Here is a 15,382-nt window from a genome sequence, read left to right as displayed (position 1 = left end):
GGGGATTTCTATTTTCCTGAATCGATTAATAAAAACCCGTTACCGGATATTTTTATTGAGCACCTTTCGAACTACCTCTTCCGATAAACCACGACGCACGGCGTAATCTTTCACCTGGTCTTCATCAATCTTTCCAACCATAAAATATTCACTTTGCGGATGTGCCAAGTAAAAACCACTGACAGACGCAGTCGGCATCATCGCTCCGTTTTCTGTTAGCTGAATACCTATTTGAGACAGATTCAATAATTTATCCAATTCAAAGTTCAATAATTGATCCGGCAACGAAGGATAACCAATTGCCGGACGAATACCTTGGTATTTCACCTTGAACAAATCATCTATTGTCAACTGTTCTTCAGGAGCATATCCCCAGTATTCTTTCCGCACCTTCTTATGCAAATACTCTGCCGTTGCTTCTGCCAACCGATCGGTTAATGTCTGAAGCAACATCATGCGGTAAGTATCATTTTCCTGTTCAAATTTCTTCTTCAGGCTTTCATAACCGGCACCACCAGTGACAGCAAAAGCACCGATATAATCTACCTTTCCAGCAGTTTCAGGCATAATATAATCGGCTAAAGATTTATAACCGCCTTCCCGTTTTACCTGTTGCCGTAATGTCGGTATCCGAATATCCTGAATCCAAATATCATCACCCTTACGTACTGCTGGGAAAAATCCATATACCGCTTTGCAATATTCAACCTTTTCTTTTACAAGTTGGAGTAGCAAGCGTTGTGCATCCTTAAATAACTGCATTGCTTCAGCCGCCTTTGCACGGTCTTTTTCCGGGAAACCGGCCAACCACATTGCCCGACAGGAATCACATCCGTAAATTCGGGAAATCTCGTCAAACCGTCCTGTTAATTTCCAGGCCTGGAAAAAGAAGGTCCAATGAATATAAGGAATTATCTCTTGCAAAGGAATAGAAGGAAGTACATGTACACCCAACTGATGAGGCACGACTGGTTGGTAAGCAGACCAATCCAACTGGATTGATTGGTTTCTGGCTTCCTGCAACGAAACCAATTCAGCCTGTTGTTCTTCCATAGTCTCGCGTAATGCCTGATATTCTTGCTTTAAGTCTGCTACATAGACATCATGCGTAGCTGGATTTAACAACTTGGCAGCTACCAATGGATTCTGAGAAGCATCCGATACATGGATAACTGTACCAGCATAGTGTGGAGCAATCTTAAAGGCAGTATGCAATTTAGAAGTAGTTGCACCGCCCACCATAATAGGAATCTGCAATCCGGCCTTCTGCATCTCATCCACTACATGTACCATTTCATCCAAAGAAGGTGTAATCAGCCCAGACAAACAAAGAATATCCGGTTTCTCTTCCTGCACCGTCTTGACAATGGTCTCGGCTGGAACCATCACTCCTAAATCGATTACCTCATAATTATTACAAGCCAAGACGATAGAAACAATGTTCTTTCCGATATCATGTACATCTCCTTTTACCGTAGCAAAAACGACCTTACCTGCCTTTGCCGAAGAAACGGCTTCTTTCTCAGCCTCAATAGCCGGCTGAAGAATGGCGACTGCCTTTTTCATGGTACGAGCAGTCTTGACGACTTGAGGCAGGAACATCTTACCGGCTCCAAACAAATCACCTACTTTATTCATACCACTCATCAAAGGGCCATCAATAATAGCAACTGCCCGAGGATACTTTTGCAATGCTTCCTGCAAATCTTCTTCCAGATGCTCTCCGATTCCTTTTACCAAAGCGTATTCCAGACGATCGGCCAAAGGTAATGTCCGCCAGGCTTCCTGCTGATGATGCTCGGTGTTTCCTTGTGTCTGCACATGCAACTGCTGCGCATAAGCGATCAGCTCTTCTGCAGCTTCCGGTCTGCGGCACAAGATAACATCTTCCAATAAATTCCGGAACTCCGGTTCGATATCTTCATACAATACGAATGTGGAAGGATTAACAATACCCATGTCCATACCCTTTGCTATCGCATGATATAAAAATACGGCATGCATGGCTTCTCGTACGTAATTATTTCCACGGAAAGAGAACGACAGATTACTGATACCGCCACTCACTTTCGCTCCTGGAAGATTGTGTTTGATCCAGTCAACCGCCCGGATAAAATCAAGGGCATAGCGGTTATGCTCTTCCATTCCGGTGGCTATTGCCAAAACATTCGGATCAAAGATTATATCGTTCGGATTAAATCCGATACCTAAAAGCAATTGATAAGCCCGCTGGCAGACTTCTATTTTCCGTTCAAACGTATCAGCCTGTCCCTTTTCATCGAAAGCCATCACAACCGTAGCTGCTCCCAACTGCTGGATACGACGTGCATGTTGCAAGAAGTTTTCTTCTCCTTCTTTCAAAGAGATTGAATTGACAATGCTCTTTCCTTGTACACACATCAAACCACTTTCGATAACGGCCCATTTGGATGAGTCGATCATTACTGGTACCCGGGCAATATCAGGTTCCGCAGCAATCAGATTCAGGAAAGTAACCATTTCCTTTTCTGCATCCAACAACCCGTCATCCATATTAATATCAATCACCTGAGCTCCGTCTTCCACCTGCTTCCGGGCAATGCTCAAAGCTTCCTCATAATTCTTTTCCTTGATCAGGCGAAGAAACTTGCGTGAACCTGCTACGTTACAGCGTTCGCCCACATTGACAAAGTTATTTTCCGGTTTAACTTCCAATAATTCCAATCCGGATAACCATAAACAATCCGATTGGGGAGCAGGCACATGAGGCTTGGCTCCGGCAATCAAAGCCGGATATTTCGCTATATGCGCCGGTGTCGTACCACAACAGCCACCGAGAATATTTACCAAACCTTCATCCACAAAAGGTTTCACGTGCTCGGCCATCGTTTCCGGTGTTTCATCATAACCACCCAAACTGTTTGGTAATCCCGCATTCGGATAAGCACTAATATAATAAGGAGCCACTCTTGCCAATTCTTCCAGATAAGGTTTCATATCGGCTGCTCCGAAAGAACAGTTCAACCCGACACTGACAATATGTGTATGCTGTACGGAAGCCAGAAAAGCCTTCAATGTTTGTCCGGACAATGTACGTCCGCCCTGACCAGCCAAGGTTAAGGAAAGCATGATTGGCAAATCAACCCCCTTTTCCTTCAGAACGACCTCTGCAGCTTCCAGTCCGGCTTTGGCGTTTAGCGTATCAAAAGTTGTCTCGAACAAAATAATATCAACCCCGCCATCTACCAACGCTTCCACCTGTTCCTTATAAGCAGCATACAAATCCCGGTAAGTAACTGCCCGATAAGCCGGATTACTGACATCCGGACTCATAGATGCAGTCTTGTTGGTCGGTCCTACCGAACCTGCAACAAAGATTGTCTTTTCAGGATATTCCTTCATATATGAATCCGCCAGTTCCCGTCCCAAACGAGCCGAAGCCAAATTCATTTCCCGCACGTAATTACTCATGCCATAATCTTCCATCGAAATGGCATTGGCATTAAATGTGTTTGTTGTGAAGATATCCGCTCCTGCATCCAAATACTGTCGGTGAATATCCCGAATTACATCCGGACGTGTGATACTCAACAAGTCATTGTTTCCTTTCAACATGCCAGGAAACGAAGCGAAGCGTTCTCCCCGATAATCGGCCTCCGTCAAATGATACCCTTGGATCATTGTACCCATCCCTCCATCTAATAGAAGAATGCGTTCTTGCAGAAGATTCAAAAAGGTTTCCTTATTCATATTATATAGTCATAATTATCTTCGTTATTGGTCAAATTCTTCTTAATGCAAAAAAAGCATTGACGCCTTGTCAATGCCTGAATGCCCGAGCCATTTCCCGTTTGTCGTCTCGTTCCTTGATCGAATCCCGTTTATCATATTCTTTCTTTCCTCGGGCTATGGCAACAATCAGTTTGGCCAATCCTTTATCATTAATAAACAAACGCGTCGGAACTATGGTAAAGCCGCTAGCCTTGATAGCTCCCGCAATCTTTCGGATTTCCTTCTTCTGTAAAAGCAACTTCCGGTCCCGACGGGCATTATGGTTATTGTAAGTACCATAGAAGTATTCGGCAATATACATATTCTTTACCCACAGCTCACCTTTATCCACAATGCAGAATGTATCTACCAAACTTGCTTTCCCTTGCCGGATTGATTTGATCTCAGTTCCGGTCAAGACAATACCTGCCGTAAACGTATCCAATAATTCATAATCGAAAGAGGCACGTTTGTTTTTTATAGAAATATTCTTTTCGAACTTTTCCTTCATAATATTCCTTTTTATTTAACGTAACCCAGGCATCAACAAGATCAATACTTTCTCTATCAAATGCGGCATAGCGATAATCAGCACGGATGCAAAGACCGTAAATTTCATCTGTGCTGCTTCTTCTATCTGCATAAAGACTGTTGAGCCTTCCCATACAATATAAAACGTATAGACGATAAAGATATATAAGAAAAAGAAATCAGGCAAAAGCATCCAGACAATATCCAACGTAAACATTAACACCGAAGAAAAACCCACAAACATCTGGCATAACGGTAAATTCTTTTCTTTCTTGAAAAAGCCTTGCCATAACTCATTCAACAAATAGGAAGCCAAATAAAAACCACCAAAAGTAGAAACAAACGTGACAATGGCAGATTTTAATGCCTGCTCGATATCAAATTCCTGACGTGTGCAGACACTGAAGAAAGCTGCTACCGTCAGAATTCCGATAAATGGATATAAATAATCACTTTGAAAAGCTTCATATCGGATAGAACCTGTCTCTTGCTCGTCTTTCTCCCGACGTTCCTGCAACATCTTCCAGGTTTTTGTCGGTTGAGAAATCATCATTATCACTAATTTTACGATTTCCTTATACATATACTCTCAATCTTTTCAATTACAAATTTAATATATTAGCTGCGTTTTGCAAATTATCCGGATATTTATCCATCAAAATTGTATAAATGTCCGAATACTTCCAACTATATACGGCGCTTTCTTCTGAAAAATACTCAGGATAAACCAAGCGGAAATTCAACGAATCACCACTGACATAACCTTTTTGAATGGCATTATCAATAAACTCCTGGATATGAAAAGCCTGAGGAACTACCGTTGATGTAGTAAACACCGTATCGCCTGTCTGATAGGAAGAAGTGGAGCGAAGATATAACTGCAGACAACGTTGGCCTGTAATCTCATCCCAAACAGGTTCCTGAAGCGGATCGTATGAAATAGAAAACGAATCCTTCTGTGTCTGGTAATATTTCTTATATTCCGGATACAGGAAGAAATACCCATCCACATAAATTCCGCTCTCGATCGAGATATCCAAATAAGATTCATCCCAACGAACAGCCAATGTATCAGGCGTACTATTCAGAGGCCAGCTTTTTACGGGAAGATAGTTTAATATATCAACCTGATAAAGATTGGCATCTTTGTTTTCTGAAGCAGAAAAGTTCACTTTATAATCCACCAAACAACAATCGCCATCTTCTACCTGCTGGTTCTGAAATTCGGAGGAAGTAACTTGAACACCCGAACGCAAGGAAATTACTTTTTCCGGCGTCAAACGGACAACTCCAGCTTGGGAGCCATAGATATATACGTCACCACTTTCTCCCATGCAGGACAAGAGCATCAAAGTCAAAAGAGTGAAAACCGCATATCTTATCTTGATCATAACCTACCTTTTAATCTTTTCGTTATAGGGGGCAAAGGTAATAAAAAGAAAGAAAAAAGTCGTATTGGCAGAGAAAAACTCCTACCCATACGACTTTCCTATATCCTAATGAAGGACGATTACATAGATGAACTATCATCCGTTACAGCCATTTGGGCTTCTTCATAATCCCAAGTCAGCTTATTGTTGTCTTTGTCGATCTCACTGACGAAGTTGAACTTCAGATAATAACTATCGTGATCCTCTGCCTTTTCTATTGCATTAGCACGATCAATCACATCTTTCAAATAATAGGCATTGATGATAGATGAATTGGAAGCTCCTGTATCATCACCTTTTGCCATAGCACGCAGATACAAGTTATAATACCGTTTGCCATTGATTTCTTCCGCTTTTAATTCACGCGGATACATCATCTTGAATGTCAATGTCTGCTTGCTTCCAAACTTTGCTGTTGAAGGGAAAATCAACCAACCACGAACATAGTTATTGAACATACTTGCCTGGAATGCACTTACCAATGGGATTTCGTTTGCCAGAATCAATGTTGTATCTGCTTCTGAAGTAATAAATGAAGCACGATATTGATCTATTACAGAAGGCTGTCCTGTCAAAGAGGCTGTCAAATAACCAGTTGTTCCCCAATTAGCATTCTCTGGAGAATTATAGTCTACATGTACGCCGACAGCTACACAATCACCTTCACCATATTCTGCTGTTTCCAACTGTGGAATATACAAATAAGCACTTCCCACATCTACCATCTGCTTAAAACCGGCCTTATCATTCAAAAAGACAATTCCCGTAGCAGAAAATTCCGCAGAGTTCCCACCATTTCCTAAACAGGAAGTAAACAAAGTCATGGCAGATACCAAAGCTGCCGCTAAAAAGTTTAATTTTTTCATTTCAATTTATTATTAGTTCTTCTATTAAAATCCAAAACGAAAACCTAATTGCAGACCGACATAAAAAGGCTTTTCTGAATGAATTGTTTCTACATCGCTTCCGTTGTCAAAATAATAATCAGCTCCTACTTCCGCATAAGCACTCAAGAAGCGGATGATCGGATAACTGACGCCTACTCTTGCATTCACAGAGAAATAAGGCTCTTTCATACGTTCTTTCTCTGTCACTGATTTCAGTTTTTCAACAGGCGAATACAAATCCGTACAAACCTTTCCCGCAACATTCAGCTCCACTTGTCCGCCAGCCGAAGCATAAAACATAAATCGGTTCCATTCCGCTATCTTATACGTCACAGCAACCGGAACACCCAAGAAATGCAAACGCTGTTCCGACTCTGCCCGATAAGTCTTATTGGTTGTCCATTCCGAAACCAGATACGAATAAGACAATCCGGCCTGCAACGACCATCTGTCTGTTAAATACCGGCTTGCCGAAAGACCGAAAGACAAAGGCATCTTATGTTTTACATCTGTCTTTGGAAGCTGTTCAAACGAAGAAGCATTCATCAACGACAGATATTCGTTGGTTACAGCTGAACTTCTCAATGCAAAGGCATTGACAGAACTGTTGTTTCCAGCCGAAAGACTTCCGGCTCCCATACCGAATCCCCATTTACGTGGCTTCGGTTCAGCCTTCGTTGGCTTTTCTTCCTTCTCTACAACCGTTCTGGTCTGTACGGGTTGTACTTCTTCTATAATTTGTTCTTCAGCTTGAACAACAGGCGATACCTCGTCTTGTTCTTCTATATTATCTTCATGAATGTCTTCCGTTACCACCTCATCAACCGGAACTTCCGAAGAAACCTTGACGGCCGGAACATTATTTGCCCGCGCATTGACCGACAAGAGACGCGGACGCAACGAACGCTGTTTAGGTTTCTCTTCCTCTTCAGCAACAGCTTCCTGATTTTCTGTTACAGCAGCCACCCACTCGTTATCGTTCATTTGCTTCTCGGCTTCTTGTTTAACCTCCTGGGCTATTTTTACCAGTTCTTCTTCCTGGCTGTTCCAAGGAATACCGAAAGATAGAACCAACAAGGCCGCCACAGCAGCCGCAGCCATCCACTGGTATTTATATTTCCGATAGAAAGGAATGGAAGGACGAGTCAAACTCTTTTCGATCGCATCCCAGTCTTCCGGTGCTGTTTCCACTTCAAAGTCATATAACTTCGAACGAAACAAATCATCTATATTATCCCGATCTCCCTTCTTCATTTGTACAATTCTTTTATGCGTTTCTGCAATAGTTGCCTCGCCCGCGTAAATTGTGAGCGTGATGTACTTTCTGTAATACCCAATATCTCACTAATTTCCTTATGCGAATACCCTTCTATGGCAAACATGTTGAATACAGTCCTAAAGCCCGCAGGCAATTCCTGTATCACTTTCATCAATTCTGCAGCCGACAAATTCTCTATGGCGGAACTATCCGGCTGTACTAATTCCGCCGAGTTTTCCAAATCTGTTGATTCGCGCAAGACATCCGACTTCCGCAAATATTCCAAAGCACCATTTACGAATATCTTTCGAAGCCAGCCTTCAAACGAACCGGATCCAGTATAAGAATGAATGTTCGTAAACACCCGGACGAAACCATCCTGCAATAAATCGCGGGCTGTCTCCATATCATTGACATAGCGCAAGCACACCGCCAGCATTCTACGAGCATATTTCTCATATAACTCCCGTTGAGCCAATCGATTTTCGCTTTTGCAACCCGCTATCAGTTGTTGTTCGTCCATCCTCACACACCTTCATTCACACGTAGTTCATCCTTATTAATACAGGAACCAACATTTAGAATGATGAAATTAATTAATAAAACGCTGCATTCTTTTTAATAAAAAAGAGAACTTTTTTATCGCCGCAAAGATAAGTCCATTTATCTGAATATCCTTTTCCTTTCAATTGAAAATTTATACCTGCTATCTTTTAATTGTTTGACAGCTGTCGAAAAGCTTTTCCATATCCGTCAAAAAGCTTTAGCACATATATGGAAAAGCTTTAGCACATCTGTCAAAAATATAAAAGGATACGAAGATTTAACTATTTGGTCATGAATGTAAAAGCTATTTTTCGTATTTCGAGTAATAATAATACGTTTCTCTGGAAGGTTTTCCCTCCAGATGATACCGGTTGGAAGCCGTTACTACAAACAAATATCCCTGTTCCCGATTGGACTGTACAGGCAGATACAATTCTGTTCCTCGGATACCTGTCGCCAAAATATGCTGAGGCTTGTCGGTGTTCATCGTATCAGTCAAGGAATAATAAACGGTATAAGTCAAATCTTGTTTTTCAGAAGCGGGTTTCTCCCAACTTAACTTCAGTTCTCCCTCCAAGCGTTCAACCCAGATCTCGGCAGGAGACTGCGGAAGTGAATCGCACAACCACGTCAGCGGAGGCAATAAGGCTGGGTATTGATAGTAATGGTTTTTCAATTCGTCGTATATGCCTTTTTCATTCGAAAGGACATTCAGACAGCGGAAGAAGGTGCAACCGGCCGTACCATAATAACGGCAGTAATCAATCTGGTCGGTAATATCCGTCAAAGCCCAGTCGGCTTCTTCTTTCTCAAGCCGGTATGCGCCCAAACCCGGAACAATCAGTCGGCCATTGCTGTTTTCTACCCAATTATCCACAAACGGGAAGAAATTTTTATGCAAATAATACATCATAGGAACCACCATGTCTTGTTTCCCATCCTGCATCCATTGCTTCGGATCCTGGTAAACACTCTCGTAGGCAGTCCAACCCGCATTGGGAACTTCCGGAATCCGGCTGTATTTTCCCAACGGAGAACTACTTACCTGTACCCAAGGTTTAGCCGATTTCACCCAGTCATAAATCCGATGAACCATCCGGTTGATATTATCTCGGCGCCATTGATATAAATCTTTCTTCCGTCCGTATTTACGATAAACACTCTTATCTGGGAAAGAATTGGCAGATTCCGGATAGCGGATATAGTCAAAGTGAATACCGTCAATATCATAATTCGAAACAATCTCGCGCACCAACGACAAGATGTAATCAGTCGTTCCGGGAATACCGGGATCCAAATACCACTCTCCTTTGTGCTTCTTGCAGAGTTCCGGATGGCGCTTCACGACAGACTTCTTTCCTAATTTCCTGACAAACTCATCCGTACCCAACGGAAAAGTAACAAACCAAGCATGACATTCCATTCCTCGCTGATGACATTCTTTTATCACATAAGCCAATGGATCATACCCCGGAGAAACACCTTCTTTTCCGGAAAAGACATACGACATCGGTTCGATGGCAGAACGATAAGCCACATCTCCCCGCAAACGAACCTGAAAGAATACGGTATTGAAATTAGCATCCTGTAAACGATCGAGCATATCACAGACGGCCTTTTGCTGGGCTTTCCGAGAATGTTCGGAATTTGCAGTAAAACGAGGCCAATCCAAACCATAAACGGTCGTCAGCCATACCGCACGAATCTCGTGTTTAGGCGAATCGGCTGCTTGCAACAGCCAGGAAACACAAAATAAAAACAGGACAACAAGTCTTTTTTTCATCCTCATCTGCTATAAAAATCGGACAAAAATACAAAATGTTGCCTGTTTCTCTTTATAAATTAGGGATAAAACCGCACAATTAAAGCAAGGGGCGAATTTATTTCATTTCAGTATAAGGAATTTTATCCATATCATTATAATCTAAATTCTCGCCGGCCATTCCCCAAATGAACATATAATTGCTGGTTCCGGCTGCTGCATGGATAGACCATTCCGGAGACATAACAGCCTGTTCGTTGGCCAACCATAACAAACGCTGCTGCTGAGGCTCGCCCATCAGGTGACAAATCATATTCCCTTCCGGTACATTAAAGTAGAAATAAGCTTCAACACGACGGCTATGCGTATGGGCAGGCATTGTATTCCATACACTGCCCGGCTTCAATTCCGTCAGTCCCATTTGCAATTGGCAAGGTCCTTCTTCCAATACGTTCTTTACAATCAGCTGATTGATTACCCGGTCATTACTTTCTTCCATCTTTCCGGCCGGCATGCTGTTCGCTTTCAACGAACCTTTTCGGCCATCAATCGTAATCCATTGGGTTTTATATTCCTTATGAGCCGGAGCAGAATTCAAGTAGAACTTGGCTGGTTTAGAAGGATCAACACTCTTGAACGTTACCTTTTGGTTTCCACGTCCAACATACAAAGCCTCTTTAAACTTCAAGGCATATTCTTTACCATCAACCGTTACAATACCATCACCACCGATATTAATCACACCCAGTTCCCGGGAAAACAAGAAATAAGGAGCTTTCAACGGATCAATGGTCTCCAGGACCAATTCCTTTTGTACTGGCATAGCACCACCAAAGATCAAACGATCATACATCGAATAAGTCAAATGAATGGCATCTTCACTCAAGACTTTTTCCATCACAAACCGTTCACGAAGCTTTTCGGTCGTATACGTCTTAACATCTTCCGGATGACAAGCTGTCTGCATCCGATAATTCACTTGCGCATTGGTTGTCAACGCAGCTGTTATACCAATCATCATTGCTAAAACTTTATTTTTCATTCCTTACATTTATTATATAACTAAATTCTTATTTATTCTTACTCTCCCGGATAATACGCGTACGGTTATAAAAAGCCAAAGCCAAAGTAAACAGTACAAGGACAACAGCCCCGACTATCTTCAGGTTATAAACCAAATGAAATATTACCCAAGAGAACAGACTAGAAGCGAAATCGAGTGCTCCGCCTTGGAAACCTTCCGGAATCTTTACCGCTGTATCACCGGTCTTTGCATATACGTCTGTAGCTGCCTGCGTAAAATAAGGTGCCAAATCGGTTACAAAATAAAGACCTACAATCAATGCTACCAAACCAATAATAAATGTTTTCAGCACATTCCCTTTCGTAATAGGAAGGACAACCGGGAAGAGATAAAACATTCCGGCCAGAGAAGCCAAAGGAAGGAACTGATTTTCGGGAAGAACCACCGACAGGAATAAAATAGTCGGGATCAGAAGCAGGGAAACAACCAGCGTAGTTGGATGACCAATCACCAAAGCTGGACTCATCCCGATATTCAATTCCGCACTATTCTTGAACTTACGGGCAATCATTTCACGGGTGGCATCCGATATCGGGCGCAAACCTTCAATAAACAAAGACGTAATTCGAGGGATCAGTTCCATCACTGCTCCCATCTTTATACCCAAACCCAAGATAAAAGGAATCTTATCAATGACCTGTTTCCAGTTTTCACAAGACAAAATACCGATTCCGCAACCAACAATGACACCCAAGAACAAAGGTTCACCCATGATACCAAACTTCTTCTTCATACCTTCGGCATCAATATTCAACTTATCGAAGCCTGGAATAGCATCCAATCCTTTATTAATCACTACCGCAAAAGGAACAAATCCCTGACAGAAAGGCTGTGGAATAGAAATACCTTCCATCTTGTCATAATAACGCTGAAACTGTTTGCTTGTCAAATCAGCCATGACTAACGTTATGATATAACAAACAATCGCAGCAAAGAATCCCCATCCAATATGGCCGGAGGCAAAATATACAACCGCCCCGATAAAAGCAAAATGCCAGTAATTCCATAAATCGATATTAACCGTCTTCGTCGTCCGGGTTAACAACATAATGACATTTACCAACAAGCAAACCGGAATAATAAAAGCACCCACCGATGTATTATAAGCTACCGACGCTGCTGCCGGCCATCCCATATCAAAGATACCTAAACTCAATCCGTAGATCTCCGTTACCTTTTTCAAGGGTTCTCCCAAACTATCCGTCAGCAAGGCTGTAACTACCGACAAGCCGACAAAACCGACACCCACCAGCAGACCACTCTTTAATGCTTTTCCCAGTTTGATACCTATACAAAGTCCAAGGACTGTAAAAATGATCGGCATCATTACAGCCGCACCTAATCCTATAATATAACCAAATACCTGTTCCATTTCACTTTATACTTATCTCTAAAGGAGAAGAAAGAAACTTATCATAATCTTCCAAATAGTTCACCCATTCTTCTTGCGTACTGAAACCGCTCTTACTCCATGAACTACCCCAATAATAAACCAGCGGCTTACCCGGTTTATAGTCTGAAATCATCATCACATGTCCCAATGCTCCCGGAGAAAATTGCTTTTCCTGCTCATTGAACCAGCGAACACCTTTCCATAAAGGACTCTTAGTCAATAAAGCTCCCACATGAATAACTCCATTTCCGGCATTGACCCGATCGGTAGAATCAGCATAAGCAATGATAGCCCGGTCTTTTCCTATCCAAGCACCGTCCGGATTTTGTGGATGAACAACAATACCTGTTGCCAACTGACATGGTTCTGATAAATGCTGATAAGAAAGAATCGTCTTATTCAAATAAGAACCTTTGTCCAACGAAATCACTCGTGTTTCAATGACGTTCGAATCAGAAGCAACTGTTAATGGATTAAACTCCAGCCGGACTGTAAAGCGTAACGGACCATTATCCAATATCTGATATTCCCTATAACAATAAGGATAAACAAGAGAAGAGTCAACAAGTAAAGCCGAAGTTCCTCCGCCCAAAGTAGGTCCGACACTATAACAATCCATTCCATTTCCATGGTCAATATGATAAGAAATAGCTCTTCCGATACTATCCGCCTCATGATGCTTACCCGATTCCCGTAATTCCTTCATTTGTTTTCTGGCCAATGGATCCAATTCCTTCCGGTAACGCCCTTCCAAAACCGGATAAGAGACACTTTTTGTCAGGATATCATAACCAAAACCCCGTTCTCCGCTACGCTGTAACGCAGGTCCATACACCCGATAAGCCGCCTTATCATTTTCCCATGCAATATCATCCAACCGTTCCGGATAGCATCGCCCGCAACAAATAGTGTCTGATGGAGCAGGAATTCCTTTGGCGACAGTATATTCTGCTGTTCCTTTTTCCGCTATACGAACAGGAAATATCAACAAACTGTCATACGTAATCTGATAAGGTACTTGATTCCCTTCCGAATCAAGTACCACCCATGTCTTATCTTCTGCCAACATTGAACGATGTAGTTCCTTCAATGGAATCTCCACTAATTCTTCCGTTCGAGGCAGATCCAGATGATTTGTTATCGTTATAATCTGCCTATCCTTTGTTTGGGAACATCCAGTAACCAAACCCAGGATACATGCACAGATTACCAACGTATTCTTCATCCACATATCAACAAAAGGTATTTTTATCATTTAGGTTGTTTACCAATATAAGCCAAAATACCGCCATCTACATATAGTACATGCCCATTCACAAAGTTGGAAGCATCAGATGCCAAGAAAATAGCCGGTCCCATCAAATCTTCAGGTGTTCCCCAACGAGCAGCTGGTGTCTTAGCAATAATGAATGAATCAAAAGGATGAGGCGTACCATCAGGTTGCTTTTCCCGAAGCGGAGCTGTCTGCGGAGTAGCAATATAACCCGGGCCGATACCGTTACATTGGATATTATATTCACCATATTCAGAAGCGATATTACGAGTAAGCATCTTAAGACCACCTTTAGCAGCAGCATAAGCAGAGACCGTTTCACGTCCCAGTTCACTCATCATCGAACAAATATTGATGATCTTTCCATGGCCTTTCTTGATCATCCCCGGAATGACAGCCTTCGAAACAATAAAAGGAGCATTCAAATCGACATCAATAACCTGACGGAACTCTGCTGCCGACATCTCGCACATCGGAATCCGTTTGATAATACCAGCATTATTGACTAAAATATCAATTGTACCTATTTCCTTCTCGATTTGAGCAATAAAAGCATTAACCGCCTTCTCGTCTGTCACATCACATACATATCCGTGCGCATTAATCCCCAATTCTTTGTAAGCTGCCAGACCTTTATCAACCAATTCCTGCTTAATATCGTTAAACACGATTGTTGCACCAGCTTGAGCAAAGCCCGTTGCAATTGCAAAACCAATACCATAAGAAGCACCTGTTACCAGTGCAATTTTTCCTTCTAATGAAAAGTTTACCATATTGTTTATTCGTTTTTATTATACTTTATTCTATTACACTATCCTAAATATCCAATTCTTACTCCAACGCATGGTCAGCCGGGACATCAATGCCATTCCAAGCCTTCAGGTTGGTCCATTCGGTATAAGGATCACTCCAGAAAGGATCAGTTGGAGGCAGTCCCAAAGCAAGTAGCCCAACTGAACAAAGATAAGCACTACCATTGTTTATATATGACTCGGATATCTTCATCTGACTTCCAGTGAAACCAACCCGAATCCATCCTTTCGCATCAAAATTAGATGGAGATTTAAGCTGGCGTTGGATAACAGCTGTCAATGCACAACGTACTTGTGCCGGTGTAATTCCTTTTGGAAGTAGATGCAACAATGAAGCTTGTGCCAATGCATGAAAAGCCCCGAAACGATAAACAATGGAACGACCAACAACAGGAAAAGTTCCTTCGGGAGAGATAAAGCGTTCCAATTGCTCGGCATAACGAGCTAGACGCGTTTCTTGGGTTTCCAAGAAATCTGCTCCTTCAATCTGATGTTTCTTCATGATACGTAATACATCTGTTAACATCGGATGGATCACAAAACTATTACCCGTTGGCGGAATTAAATTGATAAAATAAATATGTATAAAAGGTTGTGCTTATCGCTGATTATTAGTAGATTAGAAGTGATCAAACTATTAATTTACAATAAAGCTA

The 15,382-nt window shown here is 42.0% G+C and carries 12 protein-coding genes and 1 pseudogene; all 13 read right to left on the bottom strand.

Features of this window, described 5'->3' with window-relative positions:
* Nucleotides 1–39: 39 nt before the first annotated feature.
* Nucleotides 40–3,729: a methionine synthase gene (metH, locus tag MUN53_RS03795; RefSeq protein WP_243323493.1), complete on the bottom strand. Its 3,690-nt coding sequence runs from the start codon at nucleotides 3,727–3,729 to the stop codon at nucleotides 40–42.
* 70 nt (nucleotides 3,730–3,799) lie between these two features.
* Nucleotides 3,800–4,261 carry an SsrA-binding protein SmpB gene (smpB, locus tag MUN53_RS03790; protein WP_022456199.1) on the bottom strand — a complete coding sequence of 154 codons (462 nt, stop codon included), beginning with the start codon at nucleotides 4,259–4,261 and terminating at the stop codon, nucleotides 3,800–3,802.
* A gap of 15 nt (nucleotides 4,262–4,276) precedes the next feature.
* Entirely contained in the window at nucleotides 4,277–4,864 is a 588-nt protein-coding gene (locus tag MUN53_RS03785; protein ID WP_243323491.1) for a hypothetical protein, read from the bottom strand.
* A 19-nt stretch (nucleotides 4,865–4,883) separates the two neighbouring features.
* Nucleotides 4,884–5,672 (bottom strand): BFO_2992 family lipoprotein, encoded by a 789-nt coding sequence (locus MUN53_RS03780; protein ID WP_243323489.1) that lies wholly within the window; start codon nucleotides 5,670–5,672, stop codon nucleotides 4,884–4,886.
* Between the two features lie 119 nt (nucleotides 5,673–5,791).
* Nucleotides 5,792–6,577 (bottom strand): BFO_2992 family lipoprotein, encoded by a 786-nt coding sequence (locus MUN53_RS03775; RefSeq protein WP_243323487.1) that lies wholly within the window; start codon nucleotides 6,575–6,577, stop codon nucleotides 5,792–5,794.
* Between the two features lie 24 nt (nucleotides 6,578–6,601).
* A complete protein-coding gene (locus MUN53_RS03770; protein WP_243323485.1) occupies nucleotides 6,602–7,852 on the bottom strand; it encodes a porin family protein in 1,251 nt (416 codons plus the stop codon).
* Nucleotides 7,849–8,379 carry an RNA polymerase sigma factor gene (locus tag MUN53_RS03765; protein ID WP_022456204.1) on the bottom strand — a complete coding sequence of 177 codons (531 nt, stop codon included), beginning with the start codon at nucleotides 8,377–8,379 and terminating at the stop codon, nucleotides 7,849–7,851. Before MUN53_RS03765 ends, MUN53_RS03770 begins: the two co-directional genes overlap by 4 nt.
* 327 nt (nucleotides 8,380–8,706) lie before the next feature.
* Nucleotides 8,707–10,185 (bottom strand): glycoside hydrolase family 10 protein, encoded by a 1,479-nt coding sequence (locus MUN53_RS03760; protein WP_243323481.1) that lies wholly within the window; start codon nucleotides 10,183–10,185, stop codon nucleotides 8,707–8,709.
* Between the two features lie 97 nt (nucleotides 10,186–10,282).
* A complete protein-coding gene (gene kduI, locus MUN53_RS03755; protein WP_022456206.1) occupies nucleotides 10,283–11,206 on the bottom strand; it encodes a 5-dehydro-4-deoxy-D-glucuronate isomerase in 924 nt (307 codons plus the stop codon).
* Nucleotides 11,207–11,234: 28 nt separating this feature from the next.
* Nucleotides 11,235–12,620, bottom strand: coding sequence for a PTS galactitol transporter subunit IIC (locus tag MUN53_RS03750; protein ID WP_243323480.1), 1,386 nt, complete (start codon nucleotides 12,618–12,620; stop codon nucleotides 11,235–11,237).
* A 1-nt stretch (nucleotide 12,621) separates the two neighbouring features.
* A complete protein-coding gene (locus MUN53_RS03745) occupies nucleotides 12,622–13,872 on the bottom strand; it encodes a DUF4861 domain-containing protein (protein ID WP_243323479.1) in 1,251 nt (416 codons plus the stop codon).
* 20 nt (nucleotides 13,873–13,892) lie between these two features.
* Nucleotides 13,893–14,687, bottom strand: coding sequence for a gluconate 5-dehydrogenase (locus MUN53_RS03740; RefSeq protein ID WP_022456210.1), 795 nt, complete (start codon nucleotides 14,685–14,687; stop codon nucleotides 13,893–13,895).
* A gap of 58 nt (nucleotides 14,688–14,745) precedes the next feature.
* Nucleotides 14,746–15,273, bottom strand: a pseudogene (locus MUN53_RS03735) (DUF2264 domain-containing protein); the annotation flags it as partial.
* Nucleotides 15,274–15,382: the final 109 nt, after the last annotated feature.

This window comes from Parabacteroides faecalis, from assembly GCF_022809355.1.
In the GTDB taxonomy this organism is placed as follows: Bacteria; Bacteroidota; Bacteroidia; order Bacteroidales; family Tannerellaceae; genus Parabacteroides; species Parabacteroides faecalis.
This window is presented reverse-complemented; position numbering and strand designations above follow the sequence as displayed.

Bases quoted from the DNA above. Each gene is read 5' to 3' on its own strand.
- metH (WP_243323493.1), bottom strand. From the start codon at position 3,729: ATGAATAAGGAAACCTTTTTGAATCTTCTGCAAGAACGCATTCTTCTA.
- smpB (WP_022456199.1), bottom strand. From the start codon at position 4,261: ATGAAGGAAAAGTTCGAAAAGAATATTTCTATAAAAAACAAACGTGCC.
- MUN53_RS03785 (WP_243323491.1), bottom strand. From the start codon at position 4,864: ATGTATAAGGAAATCGTAAAATTAGTGATAATGATGATTTCTCAACCG.
- MUN53_RS03780 (WP_243323489.1), bottom strand. From the start codon at position 5,672: ATGATCAAGATAAGATATGCGGTTTTCACTCTTTTGACTTTGATGCTC.
- MUN53_RS03775 (WP_243323487.1), bottom strand. From the start codon at position 6,577: ATGAAAAAATTAAACTTTTTAGCGGCAGCTTTGGTATCTGCCATGACT.
- MUN53_RS03770 (WP_243323485.1), bottom strand. From the start codon at position 7,852: ATGAAGAAGGGAGATCGGGATAATATAGATGATTTGTTTCGTTCGAAG.
- MUN53_RS03765 (WP_022456204.1), bottom strand. From the start codon at position 8,379: ATGGACGAACAACAACTGATAGCGGGTTGCAAAAGCGAAAATCGATTG.
- MUN53_RS03760 (WP_243323481.1), bottom strand. From the start codon at position 10,185: ATGAAAAAAAGACTTGTTGTCCTGTTTTTATTTTGTGTTTCCTGGCTG.
- kduI (WP_022456206.1), bottom strand. From the start codon at position 11,206: ATGAAAAATAAAGTTTTAGCAATGATGATTGGTATAACAGCTGCGTTG.
- MUN53_RS03750 (WP_243323480.1), bottom strand. From the start codon at position 12,620: ATGGAACAGGTATTTGGTTATATTATAGGATTAGGTGCGGCTGTAATG.
- MUN53_RS03745 (WP_243323479.1), bottom strand. From the start codon at position 13,872: ATGTGGATGAAGAATACGTTGGTAATCTGTGCATGTATCCTGGGTTTG.
- MUN53_RS03740 (WP_022456210.1), bottom strand. From the start codon at position 14,687: ATGGTAAACTTTTCATTAGAAGGAAAAATTGCACTGGTAACAGGTGCT.